Below are 14,936 nucleotides of genomic sequence, written 5' to 3' on the forward strand. Positions count from 1 at the left end.
TTAATAATAAAGGTGGGTATAAGTTATGAGCAAAACGATTCTTTTTACTGGGGGCGGTACAGCCGGACACGTTATGATTAATATTGTATTAATTCCTAAATTTATAGAGAAAGGATGGAGAGTCGAGTATATTGGATCTAAAAATGGAATTGAAAAATCATTAGTGCAAAATGTTAAATACAATAGTGTTTCAACGGGAAAGCTTAGGAGATATTGGGATTGGGAGAATTTTAAAGATCCTTTTAAAATTATACGCGGTTGTTTACAAAGTTATAATTTAATTAAGAAAACAAAGCCTGACGTTATCTTTTCAGCAGGAGGATTTGTTTCAGTTCCTGTAGCTATAGGAGCATGGTTAAATCGTGTGCCTATAATTATACGTGAACCAGATAGCACATTAGGGCTTGCCAATAAAATAGCATTACCTTTTGCTACAAAGCTATGCACAACATTTCCTCAGACAGGAGAAAATGTAAATAATGAGAAGAAGGTTTATGTAGGACCAATTGTAAGGGAAGAAATTGAGAAGGGTAACGTATTACGAGGAAGAAGATATTGTGAATTTCAGCAAGATAAACCAGTATTATTAATTATGGGTGGGAGTCAAGGTGCTAAGTGGATAAATGATATGGTAAGGAAATGTTTAGATACAATACTATTAAACTTTAATATTATTCATATATGTGGTAAAGGGAAGGTAGACCCATCTATTGGCAAGGAGGGGTATATGCAATTTGAATATATAGGCGATGAGTTGCCGCATATACTAAATATGGCAAGTGTTGTAGTTTCAAGAGCGGGTTCTACTGCTATTTCTGAATTGTTATTTTTGAAGAAACCGATGTTGCTTATCCCGTTAACTAACAGTTCCAGTAGAGGAGATCAAGTTTTAAATGCTGAATATTTTTCACAGCAAGGATATGCGGAAGTTATACTCCAAGACAGAGTAAGTACGAATACATTTATACATGCAGTAAATAAGTTGTATACAAATAAGGATAAATATATTCAAAACATGAATGGATATAAGAAAACAAATGATGAGGGGATTCATCAATTAATAGATATAATAAATGAAGTGGTGAAGTAATAGAAATGTAAATAGTAAAAAGGAAAGAAGGTATCTTCTTTCCTTTTTACTATATTTGTTCCAATTCATTATTATTTATTCCAATTAGCTATGTACTATCGGTGAATGCCATTTTCTAATAGCTCAGTAAATGCATGAATATGAATAGGTTTACTGTAATAATAACCTTGAATAAACTGACATTTATTTTTTTGAAGGAAATTTACGTGCTCTTTCGTTTCTACACCTTCAGCAATGACAGACATTCCTAATGTATTTGCTAATGTGATGATCGTTTTAATAATTTCCATTCCATCATCACATGTTTCAGACATTGTAATAAATTCTCTCGGGATTTTTAACGTATCAATTGGATACAAAGGTAAGTAGGCTAGCGAAGAATAACCTGTACCAAAATCGTCGATAGAAATGTGAATCCCTAAACTTTTTAGTGTACGCAGTTTTATCAATGTTTCTCGCTCATCCATCATTGCAATTCGCTCTGTTAATTCAAGATCAAGAGAGCTTGCTGGTAAACCTGTATTTGTTAAAGTAGAAGAAATAGATTTTACAAAATCCTCTTGTTCAAATTCCTTAGCAGATAAATTCACACCTATTTTTAAATGTGAATATCCGAGTGCGTGCCAACGTTTCATTTGCTTGCAAGCCTGCTCTAATGTCCATTTACCTATTGAAATAATTTGTAGTGTTTCTTCTGCAATCGGAATAAACTCGTATGGAGAAATAATACCTAATTCAGGATGATTCCACCTAATTAAAGCTTCTGCACCGATAATTTTATTAGATTCACTATCAACTTGAGGTTGATACAAAAGGAACAATTCTTCATTTTGTAGTGCGTTTGGTAAATCTTTTTCTAATCGCAATCGTCTTTCAATTTTTTTAGCGATTACATCGTCATAAATAGATACAGAGTTAAGTTCTTTTGCTTTTGCATCATACATTGCAACATTAGCGTTTTTTAGAAGTGTAGCGGTATCGATTCCGGAATGTGGATAAATAGCGATGCCGATACTCAGTGATAAAGTTAATTTATGCTCATGTATGATAAATGACTTTTTCATGCATTTAAATAATTGGTTACATAATTGGAATAAGTAATCTTCGTCAGTATAGTTTTCAATTATGATTGTAAATTCATCGCCACCGATTCTTGAAAGATGAGTATGTGATGGAAGACATGATTGGAATCGCTTTGCTACTTCTTCTAATATGTAATCTCCTGATGAATGTCCAAGTGTATCGTTAATTGCTTTAAAGCGATCTAAATCTAAATATAATAATGCAAACTCGCTTTCTGTTATTTTAGCATTTTTTATAACTCTCTTTAATTTCTTATGGAAAAAGGCACGGTTCCCAATTTTCGTTACAGTGTCATGGAATGCTAAATATTTTATTTCTTCTTGCTGTTTTTTTAGTGCAGTAATATCTTTCACCATAATATAGCTTCCTGAAATTTGTCCGTCTATTATAATAGGAATGATTGTAACGTATAAAAAATAAGTAAAGCCATCTTTATATTGAGAACTAAGTTGTAAGAATGCCGATTCTTGTTGTTTCACTTTTTCTAATGCCATTGCTAGCTTATGCTTATCTTCATCTAAAATGATCGAAAAACAAGTTTCACCTAGTAACTCATCTGTTGGTGCCCCAAGTAGTACACTCCCAGCCTTATTTACATTTAAGAATATTCCATTTAAATCAATGGTGAAGATAGGGTCAGGATGATATTCATATAATGATTTAAACTTTTGCTGTTTTTGAGAAAGAGCCTCTGATTTATGAACTAAATCAGACGTCCGTAAAGTAACTTTTTCTTCTAGTTGGGCATTAAATGCCTGCAAACGTTTTGTTAAGGAATTGTTTTGCATACGTACGATAGAATGACGAATGAGTACGAAAATAAAAGTAATACAATTTCCTGTAATGAGAGTTGAAGATGATGTTTGTTCTTTTAATGTAAACCCGATTAGTATTGCAACAGCAAGATAGGGAAATACAACTAAAGCTTTTTTTCCTATTATAGGGTTTACAAGGAAATAATTTTTATGGCTATTATGATCTTCTGAAATAGAGCCAGCTATTGCAATAAGTAATATAGGTATTCTATATAAAAGACGTAATAATATTATCGTTTCAGTTGATAAGTGGTTATTTAAGTAAAAATAAATATAGTTAAAAGTTGCAGAACTTATTAATACAAAAATAAAGATATAAATTTTCCGTTTGGAATTAAAAATTGTTGGACGGAAAAAGAGACTAACACCTAGTAGTAGAAATAATAAATCTGCAATTGGGTATAAAAATGAAAGGAAAACATCTCCTAGTGAAAGAGCGAATATATTTAAATTTGGTTGATTAAATAAATACCATTCTAATGTAAATATGGAAGTAAGCACTATGCATATATCACAAATAAAGAACGCTTTTTCCCATTTATTGCATTCCTTTAAGATTTTATAGCAGAAAGCGATAAGACAGAAAAATAGAAAAAACATATAAAATACATCAGAAACCGTAAAACGATGTATTGGAATTTCGAAGAAGCTATCTTGATATGTATATACTATTTTCCCTAATAAAAAACTACCAATTGCTATTGTAATACATATCCAAAACGGATTTGAACTGACTTTTTTAGAATATATAGAGTAAATCAGTGATACAAATGTAATGGCTTCAACGACAAGTGAAGCGAAGCGTACATCTGAATTTGAAAAATGAGTAGGGAACAGATAGAAAAATATAAAATAGATTGAATAGCATATTAATGTTCCGATTAATATACATAATTGTAAATTTTTATTTAATTTCAATGAAATCACCTTCTTTAATTATGCACTATGTTCGTTATATCTATACATAATAATATTATTTAAGAATTGTATCAGATTTCCTTATAAAAATCATGTTTATAAGGAAAGTGTTAAAGAGTGTAAGTATTCTTAAGGTTTAAAAAATATTGCGGTTGATAGTATAGACTGCATCAAGACTTTAAATAGAAATTGTATATTTAGTCATCCTTTGAATTGTAAAGTTTTTTTAGTGATTTGTAAGTGGAGATGCAAAATTGCATATAAAATGATGAGTATCCTTTTTTGGGGAACTTTTTATTTTTTAATCTGAAAATTAACATTTGTGAAAATGTTGAGAAAGGATATAAAATAAGAACGTGTATTCTTACAGAGTGGAATAGTATTGCCACTAAATAGGGAGGCTTTTTTATGATATATCGAATTAAAGATGCAGAAATATACTATGAAATTGTGGGAGAGGGTAAACCGGTCATTATCATACATGGCTGCGCCCCTGACCATAGGTTAATGATGAAATGTATGGAATCAGTATTTCAGAAATATGAAGGTTATAAGCGAATATATATTGATTTACCTGGAATGGGAAAATCGAATGCTCCAAATTGGATAAATAGTTCAGATCGTATAGTAGAAGTGCTTATCACATTTATTGAGGAAATCATTTCTACTGAAAAATTTTTATTGGTAGGAGAATCATATGGAGGCTATTTAGCTAAAGGTATACTTGCAAAGATGTTTGAGAGAGTTAGCGGATTACTATTAGTATGTCCTGTTGTTGTAGCGGAGCCAGAAAAAAGGATTCTTCCAGATAAACAGGTAATTGTACAAGATGAGGAATTTTTAAATACGCTCACTTCCACAGAAAGAGAGGAATTTTGTGAGTTAGCTGTAATAGCAAATGAATATACATATAAGCGATTTAAAGAAGAAATTAAGCCTGGGTTAGATGTTGCTAATGATGAATTTATTGAAAGGTTGCAAAAGAATTACTCTCTTACTATGGATTTTCAGCGTGAAAAATATGAAAATCCCGTTCTTTTACTGACTGGAAGACAAGATATATCAGTAGGTTATCAAAATATTATAGAAATTATTGAAGAATATCCAAGGGCAACATTAGCAGTGTTAGATATGGCAGGGCATAATTTGCAAATTGAGCAGCCTGAATTATTTGAGAGTTTAGTAGGAGAATGGATTAGACGAACAAATCAGCACAGTTTATAAAGTATTTTAGTATTACGCCTAAGTGTTGAAATGGGATAAATGAACGTGATTTATTAACTTATCTCGCTATTTTCCTGTAAAAGCCCGATTAGTAAGGGCTAATTAAAGTTTCACTTTATAAAAAATTTTAAGGAGAAATTATGAGCACATATATTTATATGGTTAGACATGGTGAATCACCAAAACTAGAAGGAAATGAAAGAATGCGCGGGTTAACTGAGAGGGGACATATGGATGCCCGTAGAGTAACTGACATATTAAAAGCGGAGAGGATTGATACTTTTATTTCAAGTCCTTATAATCGGGCTATGCTAACGATAGAGGAGTCAGCTAATTTCCATGAAAAAGAAATAGTAGTATATGAAAATCTTAAAGAGTGTATGTTTTCAAGTGAGGATCAGGTTATATCAGACAAAGAGGTGTATCCACTTGTACAGAAGATGTTCTCTAATCCGGACTTTGCACGAACGGAAGGAGAGTCATATGCAGATTGCCAGAGAAGAGTAGTGAAAGTATTAAAAGAAATCTTAATGGATTTTCAAGGATGCAAAATTGTAATTGGTACACATGGGCTTGTCATGACATTAATGATGAACTATTTTGATAAACAATATGGTTTTGAATTTTTAATGAATACGTCAAAACCGGATATATATAAGATGGAGTTTAAAGAAGAACAATTAATGAATGTAGAGAGATTATGGAAAGAGGAATAAAATTAGTTGCATGGATTTTGTTGTAAAAGTTACTTTTATAGCAAAGTCTTTTTTTTGAATAGAAAGCATCTTTATCAACTATTTTTAGAATGTTAAATCAATAAGTAATTATTCAGTCTTTGAATAAATTATGGAGAAATTGGTTTAGGGAAACAATTTTAAATGTGTCAAAACTCCAAACGTTGGATTTATATTCAATAGGAGAAAAAGATGTAGAATTTTGTCTTACAGTCCCCGTTTACTTTTCATTTCATTACATATAGGCTTTGTGGTGTAAGGGAGACATTGCCTTTACGCAAAATCTATAAGGAGGTCATTGTAATGAAACAGATTAAAAAGTTTGCGGGAGTTGCTTTAGCGGGGACGATTGGATTAAGTGGACTACTGTTTTTAGAACCAAGTGTAAGCGTTGCGGAAGCACAGCAAGTGAAAGTAGAAAATTTCAATACAATTGATGTAACGATGAATCTAAATGAATTGTATGTATTAAGTGGCAGAAGTATTGATATTCTTTCTGGAGATAAAGAAGCAATTCAGTTAAATAAATACACAATTAGTTTTAATAAACCTGGGAAGTATGTGATTAAAGTAAATGGCTGTATTTATGATGATGTATATACTTTTATTGTAAATGAGTAGTATATATTCTTAAATTGCGAGATAAAAACAGAAACACCCTATTTACGGTGAGAGTCGTAAATAGGGTGGATTTATTTGTATTAAGCTGTACTTTAAAGATGTTCACTAATTTTCTTTTTGCCATGTAAAGTATGTAAAAGTGTTTGAAACATCTTAAATGATTGCTGAAAGATTGGACTTTGAATAAAGGTGTACAGAAAAGTTACGATGAAAACAGGACCTCCTAGCATAAATCCAATAACTAGTACAATACATTCTACTATGATTCTAGCACGGCTAATAGAAAGTCCTGTTTTGTCTGAAATAGTAAGCATGAATCCATCACGGGGTCCAGCGCCAATCCCAGCTGCAACGTACATACCTCCACCGATACCTGTAATGGCAATACCAGAAAATAAAATGAGTAAGTTTATCCATAAATAATTACTAGCTTCTGGAAGCATGTTTGATTGTAAGAAAAAGTCCATAATGGGACCGATAAGTAGTGCATTCAAAAATGTCCCCACATTTATATATTTTCGATCTACTAGTAAAGATATTAGAACGAGACATAACCCACATATGACACTCCACGTACCGATGGTCCATCCAAACTTTTGGTAGAGAGCCATATTTAAAACTTCCCAGGGGTGCAAGCCGAGAAATTTAACTTTGACTGCGAGAGCGTTTCCAAGGCCAAAGAAAATTAATCCTAAGAAAAAAAGAAAATAGCGAAAGAGAGTTAGCCTCATCTTTAAAACCTCCCATATTTTATAATTATGTATGTTACCTGTTACGGTCTTAATGTACAAATATTATGTCTTTTTATCATGCGTTTAAAAGTGTTAACAATGTAAATGAAATATACATCTTCACAGTCAAAAAAGTTAAAATATTTCGTTTTAAGGATTATAATGGAGGGAGAAACATAAAAGGGAGTGAATGAACTTGAAACAAGAACTTATTGAAAGATTTACGAGATATGTAAAAATTGATACGCAATCAAATGAAGAAAGCCATACAGTACCAACAACACCAGGACAAATTGAGTTTGGTAAGTTATTAGTGGAAGAGCTAAAAGAAATTGGTTTAACAGAAGTAACGATGGATGATAATGGCTATGTAATGGCAACACTTCCAGCTAATACGGACAAGGATGTTCCTGTAATTGGATTTTTAGCCCATTTAGATACAGCAACAGACTTTACAGGGAAAAACGTCAAACCACAAATTCATGAAAATTTTGATGGTAATGCAATTACGTTAAATGAAGAGCTAAATGTTGTGTTAACACCAGAGCAGTTCCCGGAATTACCATCATATAAAGGACATACCATTATTACAACTGATGGTACAACACTTCTAGGAGCAGATGATAAAGCTGGTCTTACAGAAATTATGGTTGCAATGAACCATTTAATACATAATCCGCAAATTAAGCACGGGAAAATAAGAGTAGCATTTACACCGGATGAAGAAATTGGTCGTGGGCCAGCGCATTTTGATGTAGAAGCGTTTGGTGCATCATTCGCTTATACGATGGATGGAGGTCCATTAGGTGGTTTAGAGTATGAAAGTTTTAATGCTGCAGGTGCTAAGTTAACGTTTAACGGAACGAATACACATCCTGGAACAGCGAAAAATAAAATGCGCAATGCTACTAAACTGGCTATGGAGTTTAACGGGTATTTACCAGTAGAAGAGGCGCCAGAATATACAGAAGGCTATGAAGGATTCTATCATTTACTTTCTTTAAATGGTGATGTTGAGCAAAGTAAAGCGTATTATATTATTCGAGACTTTGATCGTGAAAATTTTGAGGCGCGTAAAAATAACGTTAAAAATATTGTGAAGACTATGCAAGAAAAGTATGGCGAAGATGCAGTCGTTTTAGAAATGAACGATCAATACTATAACATGCTTGAAAAAATTGAACCGGTAAGAGAAATTGTTGATATTGCATATGAAGCAATGAAAAGTTTAGACATTGAACCAAATATTCATCCGATTCGCGGAGGCACAGATGGTTCACAATTATCATATATGGGATTACCGACGCCGAACATTTTCACTGGTGGTGAAAATTATCACGGTAAATTTGAATATGTTTCGGTAGATACTATGGAAAAAGCCGTTCAAGTTATTGTGGAAATTGCAAGACGTTTTGAGGAGCAAGCTTAAAAAAGAACCAAGTAGTACGAATGTGCTACTTGGTTTTTTTTATATAGTACTCGCCACAAATAAAAAGTCGCATAAGACTCCCAATTAGCCCAGTTTGCCGCGAAACCTTTTATTTCATTTTTAGTCGGTTTATTTTCGGAACCTGTTATAAATTTAATTGCATTATGCAGACCAACATCATCAATTGGAAAAGCTGAAGGAAATCTTAAACAACGCATTAAAACATAGTTGGCAGTCCATGGTCCTATACCATGGATAGCGGTTAATTGTTTCTCAGCAACCTTTACATCTTGTGTTTGCAGTAAATCCTCTTTTGATAGTTTTCTCTCTGTAATAAGCTTCGCAATACCGATTAAATATTCACATTTTCTAGTCGTCATTTTTAATTGTTGGAGATCTTCTACATGTAGATTTGCAATTGTTTCAGGTGATGGGAATATCCAATGCTTTCTACCGTCCCATTCTACATAACTGCCAAATTGCTCAACTAATCTTCTTTTTAGCGTATAAGCATATGTTAAGTTAATTTGTTGACCGATAATTCCCCAGGAAAGTGCCTCAAATAAGTCTGGAATACCTAAATTACGAAGGCCATAATATTGTTCAATTGGTCCTTGAAGGAGTAAATCATGTTTAGCTAATGTATAAAAGGGAGCTAAATCAGTAGTTAAATCAAACCATTCTTTTACATAGTTAGCTACAGCATCGCTTACCCATCTTTCATGAGTATATAACTCTCCTAAAAAACGTATTTGAATATTGCCATCAGTATTCAAACTAATTTCAACTAAAGGATTTACATCTTGAACAGGGATAACTTTATAAATTTTATTGTCTTCAATATGAAACATACATTCATTGTTAGAGCGTGATAGATAACGTAAATTTTCTTGGAAACAAAATTCTTTTGGAACTGCTATAGATAATGCGCTATTATATTCTGCTGTCATATGAATTCCACCTATAACTTTTCTAATGTAAGCAATTTTTTCTTCATTTCTAATCCACCCCTAAATCCGGTTAGTTTCCCATTCTTCCCAATAACACGGTGACAAGGAATAGTAATAAGGAGAGGGTTAGCAGCAATAGCAGAAGCAACGGCGCGCACAGCTTTAGGTTTTTGAATTTTTTCAGCAATTTCTGTATAAGAATATGTCTTTCCATAAGGAATTTCACGTACCGTATTCCAAACAGATAATTGAAAATTAGTTCCATAAGCATCGATAGGAAATGTAAAAGTTTCTCGCTTGTTTTCTAAATACTCGATAACTTCTTGCATATATATTTGCAAGTAATCTGGACTATGAATCAATATATGTTGGGGCAGTTTTTTTCTAGCCCATATATTTAATTCTTCAAAATTTTCGTCTTGTGATCCAATGAAACATAGTCCATTTTCAGTTGCAGCAATATGAAATCGCCAATTTTTATGTGTAAGTAGCGTCCAATATATATAATTATTTTTGTAGGAATTCATTATCGTATCCCTCTTTCATTTCGTTCTTTTTTCGATATTCAGTAGGAGTAAATCCGGTTTTCTTTTTAAATAAAGTTGCGAAATACTCTGGGTTTTCTATCCCGACAGCAGTACTAATTTCTTTAATAGATTGATTTGTGTGTAAAAGGTATTTGGTTGCTTTAAGAACCCTGAATTGTTGTATATATTCTATAGGAGTTAGCCCTATTATTCTTTTGAAAGTACGCTGTAAATGAAAAGGGCTACCGTGACACATTTCCGCAAGCATGTCGAGAGTTAAGGATTCGTCATAATGCTTTTCGATATAGTCTTTAATTTGTTCTACCCACTCTTCATTAGGTAAAGTGATCCCATTTGGCTTACAACGTTTGCACGGGCGAAAGTTTTCGCTTAATGCTTGCTCTGCATGATGAAAAATTCGTACATTGTTTCTATTCGGTATTCTTGATTTGCATGATGGCCTGCAAAAAATTCCAGTTGATTTCACAGCATAAAAGAATTTGCTATCATAGGAAGAATCATTATGAATAATTGCTTGCCAATACTCATTTGTTAATATAACTCCTTCATTATGCAAAGAACATCACCTCTGAAATTAGTATAACCTGAATAAAGTGCGTATGTATGTATTCATAAATGTAAGAGCAAGATTACAAAGGTGAAAATATGATTGTTTTTCTATTTTGTGATAGCATGAAATTTGGAAATAAACATCAAGAGGAGGGCTAAAAGTGAAGTTAATTTCATGGAATGTAAATGGTTTGCGAGCAGTTATCGCAAAAGGTGGATTCTTGGAATATCTCGAGGAATCAAGTGCTGATATATTTTGTCTACAAGAGATTAAATTACAAGAAGGGCAAATTGATTTAAATCTAGAGGGATATTATACATACTGGAATTATGCTGTGAAAAAAGGATATTCAGGAACTGCTATTTTTTCGAAAAAAGAACCGCTTTCAGTTACATATGGTTTAGACATTGAAGAGCATGATCAAGAAGGGCGACTTATTACTTTAGAATTCGAAGATTTTTATATGATAACGTTATATACACCAAATTCAAAACGTGGATTAGAACGATTAGATTACAGAATGAAATGGGAAGATGATTTCAGGTCCTATATCAAACGATTAGATGAGAAAAAACCAGTTATTTTTTGTGGAGACTTAAATGTTGCTCATAAAGAAATCGATTTGAAAAATCCAAAAAGTAATCGTAAAAATCCTGGATTCTCTGATGAGGAGCGAGAGAAATTTTCATGTATTTTAGAAGAAGGATTTACTGATACATATCGTTACCTTTATCCTGATCAAGAAAGTGCATACTCGTGGTGGTCGTATCGTATGGGCGCGAGAGCGAAAAATATCGGATGGCGTTTAGATTATTTTGTTGTTTCGGAAAGAATGAAAGACCAAATAACAGAAGCGAAAATTAATAGTGAAGTGATGGGATCAGACCATTGTCCAGTTGAATTGCATATAAATTTCTAAAAAAAGAAGTATCTCCCTAATATTAGGGAGATACTTCTTTTTTTAATTCAGTTTGTTAAAATTTTTCAAATCATTCTTGAAATAATTTCATATTAAATATATACTTAGTAACGATAATCATTATCAGTGAAAAAGATTATCAAGTGATGAAGGCGTAAAAGAATTATAGTCTAGGGGAAGTGAACGTGAATGAGTTCTGGATAAAATTATTAATCTAATGAAATATATATATGGGATAAGATTCATATAGTTAAATTCTATTGAGAATATAGTTTGAAAATTTGAGAGGAGACATATAAAGATGAACAAGAAATTATTTACTTTAGGGATGGTTACAGTTTTAAGTGTAGGTTTAGCGGCATGTAATAGTGCGGATAAAACTTCAGGCGAGCAAAAACAACAGACAAAAGCTACGGAAACGAAAAAAGATGAAAAACGAAAAATTACATATTTAGGTAAAGAATATACAGTGCCAGCAAAAGTAGATAAAATTGCGACAGCTAGTTTAGAGTCAATGGAAGATGCGGCAGTACTTGGAATTAAACCAGTTGGTGCCATTACTGTAGGTGGTAAACTACCAAAGTACCTGGAAAAAGAGTTAGAAGGTGCGAAATCTGTTGGTGAGAAAATGCAACCCAATTTCGAAACATTACTACAATTAAAACCAGATGTGATTACATCAAGTACGAAATTCCCAGCAGAAACAGCTGAAAAGTTTACGAAAGTAGCTCCTACATTCCCGGTATCACACGTTTCAACAAATTGGGAAGATAACTTAAAGTTAATGGGAGAATTAACTGGTAAAAAAGATAAAGCAGAAAAAATTATTAAAGACTACAATTCAGACGCTGAAAAAGCAAAAGCAAAACTAGGAGATAAGTTAAAAGATAAAAAAGTACTTGTCATTAGACTAAGAGCAAACGAATTATTCCTATATCCAGAAGGAGTATACTTCAACCCTGTAATTTATAAAGATCTTGGACTAACTGCTCCAGAACAATTGAAAACTGTAAAAGCACAAGAGAAAATTTCATTTGAAAAACTTGCTGAACTTAACCCAGATTATATTTTCTTACAATATGAGGCAAGTGAAAATAAAAATCCAAAAGTGTTAGAAGAAATTGAAAGTAATCCAATTTGGCAAAGTATGAATGCTGCGAAGGAAAAGAAAGTATTTGTAAACGTTGTAGATCCAATGGCACAAGGTGGTACTGCTTGGAGTAAAACTGCCTTCTTAAAAGAAGCAGTGAAAAATTTATCTAAATAATACAATAAGTAAGGTGCGTTGAATGATATGCAGAAAACAAATGCAGTACCAGTAACTATATTATGTATAGCACCCATACTCATCTTATTTACAGTTATACTTTCGATTTTGTATGGGGCGAAAAGTATTGATGCTGAAACAGTGTGGAACGCATTATTTCATTTTGATTCAAGTGATGTAAATCATAATATTATTATTACTTCACGTTTACCAAGGGTAGTTGCAGCTCTTTTAGTCGGAGCATTTCTAGCCATATCAGGAGCACTTATGCAGGGGATGACAAGAAACTATCTTGCATCCCCTTCTATTATGGGTGTGACGGATGGTGCTGCCTTTGTTATTACACTTTGTATGATTTTTCTTCCAGGAATGTCATCAATTGGTATGGTTGTATGTTCAATGATTGGTTCTGCACTCGGAGCCGGTATCGTGTTTGGTTTTGGTTCGCTCCTTCAAAATGGCTTATCACCAGTTAGGTTAGCAATTATCGGAACAGTTATTGGAACATTTTTAAGCAGTGTATCGGCTGCCATGGCTTCGTATTTCCAAATTTCTCAAAATGTTAGTTTTTGGTTTAATGCAAAGTTAGATCAAGTAGATCCTAATATAATTAAAATTACGATACCGTTTGGGATAATTGGAATAATTTTAGCATTGTTAATATCAAAATCTATTACCATTCTTTCATTAGGCGAAGAGGTTTCTATTAATTTAGGACAGCGTACAAAACTAGTTAAAGCGATGGCAATTTTATCGGTAATTTTTTTAACAGGAACAGCAGTTGCTTTAGTAGGAAAAGTTGGTTTTGTAGGTTTAATTATTCCGCACATTACCCGCTTTATAATTGGAGTAGATTATAAATGGATATTGCCATGTGCAGGCGTTATTGGTGGGGTTTTCTTAGCGTTATGTGATGTTTTAAGTAGATTTGTAAATTATCCATTTGAAACGCCAATTGGAGTCGTAACATCTTTAATTGGAATTCCTTTCTTCCTTTATTTAATCCGTACAAGAGGAGGAGAGAGACATGCTTAAAAGTTCAAGTCAACGTTTCGGAATGACGATGGGGATTATTATATTTTTAATACTATGTGCTATTTATATTAGTTTAACAAATGGTACGTTCGACATTACGATTACAGATGTGTTTAAAACACTTTTTAGAATTGATCCAGTACCAGAACATGATTTAGTTATTTTTGAGTTTCGTCTTCCACGTATCGTAATTGCTGGATTAGTAGGATTAGGCCTTGGTGTTGCGGGTGCCGTTATTCAAGGGATTACGAGAAATGGATTGGCAGACCCAGGTATTTTAGGAGTAAATGCCGGTGCGGGAACAGCGATCGTCATTTTTATGTTTTTCTTTCAAGGACAATTAAAAAGCACAGACTGGGTTTCTATTATGATGATGCCAATGTTTGGTTTAGTCGGCGGATTAGGTGCTGCTATTATCATCTATCTTTTTTCTTGGAAAAACGGTAAGTTAGATTCGCAGCGACTTTTATTAACAGGGATTGCAATTGGATCAGGATTTGGGGCCTTTTCTATGTACTTATCACTCAAAATGAAGTCAACTGATTTCGAGATGGCTGCAGTGTGGGTTTCTGGAAGCATATATAGTGCGAACTGGAAGTATATTGTGGCTATGTTACCATGGCTTATTATTTTAATTCCACTTATACAAAAGAAAGCATATTTACTAGATTTATTTCAATTGGAAGAAACGAGTATTACAAGTTTAGGTGTTTCAGTAGAAAGAGAGAAATCGATTTTATTATTAAGCAGTATCGGGCTTGTGAGTGCATGTGTTGCTGTTTCAGGGAGTATCGGTTTTATTGGCTTAATGGCACCGCATATAGCGAAAAGACTTGTCGGTATTCAACATAAGTATATAATTCCCACGTGCGGCGTAATCGGAATGTTTCTTGTAGTTGCCTCAGACTTTATTGCAAAAACAGTTTTCACACCTGTAGAGTTACCAGTTGGAATCGTTATTTCTATTGTCGGTGTACCGTATTTCTTATATTTACTTTATAAGGCGAAAGCGTAAGAGGAGG

14 protein-coding genes are annotated in these 14,936 nt (G+C 33.0%); 9 read left to right on the forward strand and 5 right to left on the reverse strand.

Annotated features, from left to right (window positions below; translation table 11 throughout):
• Positions 1–25: 25 nt before the first annotated feature.
• The gene (locus tag ACTFRY_RS05845) at positions 26–1,090 is read left to right on the forward strand and encodes an undecaprenyldiphospho-muramoylpentapeptide beta-N-acetylglucosaminyltransferase (protein WP_098616346.1); all 1,065 of its coding nucleotides are present in this window, start codon (positions 26–28) and stop codon (positions 1,088–1,090) included.
• 95 nt (positions 1,091–1,185) lie between these two features.
• On the opposite strand, the gene ACTFRY_RS05850 is transcribed toward ACTFRY_RS05845, so the two are convergent.
• The gene (locus ACTFRY_RS05850) at positions 1,186–3,906 is read right to left on the reverse strand and encodes a bifunctional diguanylate cyclase/phosphodiesterase (protein ID WP_000773536.1); all 2,721 of its coding nucleotides are present in this window, start codon (positions 3,904–3,906) and stop codon (positions 1,186–1,188) included.
• Between the two features lie 408 nt (positions 3,907–4,314).
• Here ACTFRY_RS05850 and ACTFRY_RS05855 point away from each other — a divergent pair, with 408 nt between their 5' ends.
• The 3 genes from ACTFRY_RS05855 to ACTFRY_RS05865 all read left to right on the forward strand — a co-directional run bounded on the left by ACTFRY_RS05855 (position 4,315) and on the right by ACTFRY_RS05865 (position 6,485).
• Positions 4,315–5,130: an alpha/beta fold hydrolase gene (locus ACTFRY_RS05855; protein ID WP_000640332.1), complete on the forward strand. Its 816-nt coding sequence runs from the start codon at positions 4,315–4,317 to the stop codon at positions 5,128–5,130.
• A gap of 140 nt (positions 5,131–5,270) precedes the next feature.
• Positions 5,271–5,846, forward strand: a complete 576-nt coding sequence (locus tag ACTFRY_RS05860; RefSeq protein WP_000109178.1) for a histidine phosphatase family protein — start codon at positions 5,271–5,273, stop codon at positions 5,844–5,846.
• A 321-nt stretch (positions 5,847–6,167) separates the two neighbouring features.
• Entirely contained in the window at positions 6,168–6,485 is a 318-nt protein-coding gene (locus ACTFRY_RS05865; protein ID WP_000809495.1) for a hypothetical protein, read from the forward strand.
• Positions 6,486–6,577: 92 nt separating this feature from the next.
• On the opposite strand, the gene ACTFRY_RS05870 is transcribed toward ACTFRY_RS05865, so the two are convergent.
• Positions 6,578–7,216 carry a YczE/YyaS/YitT family protein gene (locus ACTFRY_RS05870; RefSeq protein WP_001241259.1) on the reverse strand — a complete coding sequence of 213 codons (639 nt, stop codon included), beginning with the start codon at positions 7,214–7,216 and terminating at the stop codon, positions 6,578–6,580.
• A gap of 196 nt (positions 7,217–7,412) precedes the next feature.
• Here ACTFRY_RS05870 and pepT point away from each other — a divergent pair, with 196 nt between their 5' ends.
• Positions 7,413–8,645 carry a peptidase T gene (gene pepT / locus ACTFRY_RS05875; protein WP_000807014.1) on the forward strand — a complete coding sequence of 411 codons (1,233 nt, stop codon included), beginning with the start codon at positions 7,413–7,415 and terminating at the stop codon, positions 8,643–8,645.
• On the opposite strand, the gene ACTFRY_RS05880 is transcribed toward pepT, so the two are convergent.
• From ACTFRY_RS05880 to ACTFRY_RS05890, 3 genes are read right to left on the reverse strand one after another with little or no spacing between them, the layout of a single operon-like run.
• Entirely contained in the window at positions 8,642–9,595 is a 954-nt protein-coding gene (locus ACTFRY_RS05880) for a DNA-3-methyladenine glycosylase 2 (RefSeq protein WP_098616347.1), read from the reverse strand. The two genes, pepT and ACTFRY_RS05880, sit on opposite strands and share 4 nt — an antisense overlap.
• An 11-nt stretch (positions 9,596–9,606) precedes the next feature.
• Positions 9,607–10,122 (reverse strand): methylated-DNA--[protein]-cysteine S-methyltransferase, encoded by a 516-nt coding sequence (locus tag ACTFRY_RS05885; protein WP_098616348.1) that lies wholly within the window; start codon positions 10,120–10,122, stop codon positions 9,607–9,609.
• Positions 10,103–10,699 carry a bifunctional transcriptional activator/DNA repair enzyme AdaA gene (locus ACTFRY_RS05890; protein WP_000551300.1) on the reverse strand — a complete coding sequence of 199 codons (597 nt, stop codon included), beginning with the start codon at positions 10,697–10,699 and terminating at the stop codon, positions 10,103–10,105. Before ACTFRY_RS05890 ends, ACTFRY_RS05885 begins: the two co-directional genes overlap by 20 nt.
• Before the next feature lie 154 nt (positions 10,700–10,853).
• Between ACTFRY_RS05890 and ACTFRY_RS05895 the strand changes: the two genes are divergently transcribed.
• The 4 genes from ACTFRY_RS05895 (at position 10,854) to ACTFRY_RS05910 (ending at position 14,929) form a co-directional block, all read left to right on the forward strand.
• A complete protein-coding gene (locus ACTFRY_RS05895; protein ID WP_000767617.1) occupies positions 10,854–11,612 on the forward strand; it encodes an exodeoxyribonuclease III in 759 nt (252 codons plus the stop codon).
• A 301-nt stretch (positions 11,613–11,913) separates the two neighbouring features.
• Positions 11,914–12,879 carry an iron-hydroxamate ABC transporter substrate-binding protein gene (locus tag ACTFRY_RS05900; protein WP_001035506.1) on the forward strand — a complete coding sequence of 322 codons (966 nt, stop codon included), beginning with the start codon at positions 11,914–11,916 and terminating at the stop codon, positions 12,877–12,879.
• 27 nt (positions 12,880–12,906) lie between these two features.
• Complete coding sequence (locus tag ACTFRY_RS05905) at positions 12,907–13,914, forward strand: FecCD family ABC transporter permease (protein ID WP_001173058.1); 1,008 nt, start codon at positions 12,907–12,909, stop codon at positions 13,912–13,914.
• On the forward strand, positions 13,907–14,929 hold the full coding sequence (locus tag ACTFRY_RS05910) for a FecCD family ABC transporter permease (protein WP_000920451.1): 1,023 nt from the start codon (positions 13,907–13,909) through the stop codon (positions 14,927–14,929). The genes ACTFRY_RS05905 and ACTFRY_RS05910 overlap by 8 nt, the downstream gene beginning before the upstream one ends.
• Positions 14,930–14,936 lie beyond the last annotated feature (7 nt).

Origin of the sequence: Bacillus cereus group sp. MYBK195-1 (assembly GCF_051916605.1) — a bacterium.
Classification (GTDB): domain Bacteria; phylum Bacillota; class Bacilli; order Bacillales; family Bacillaceae_G; genus Bacillus_A; species Bacillus_A cereus.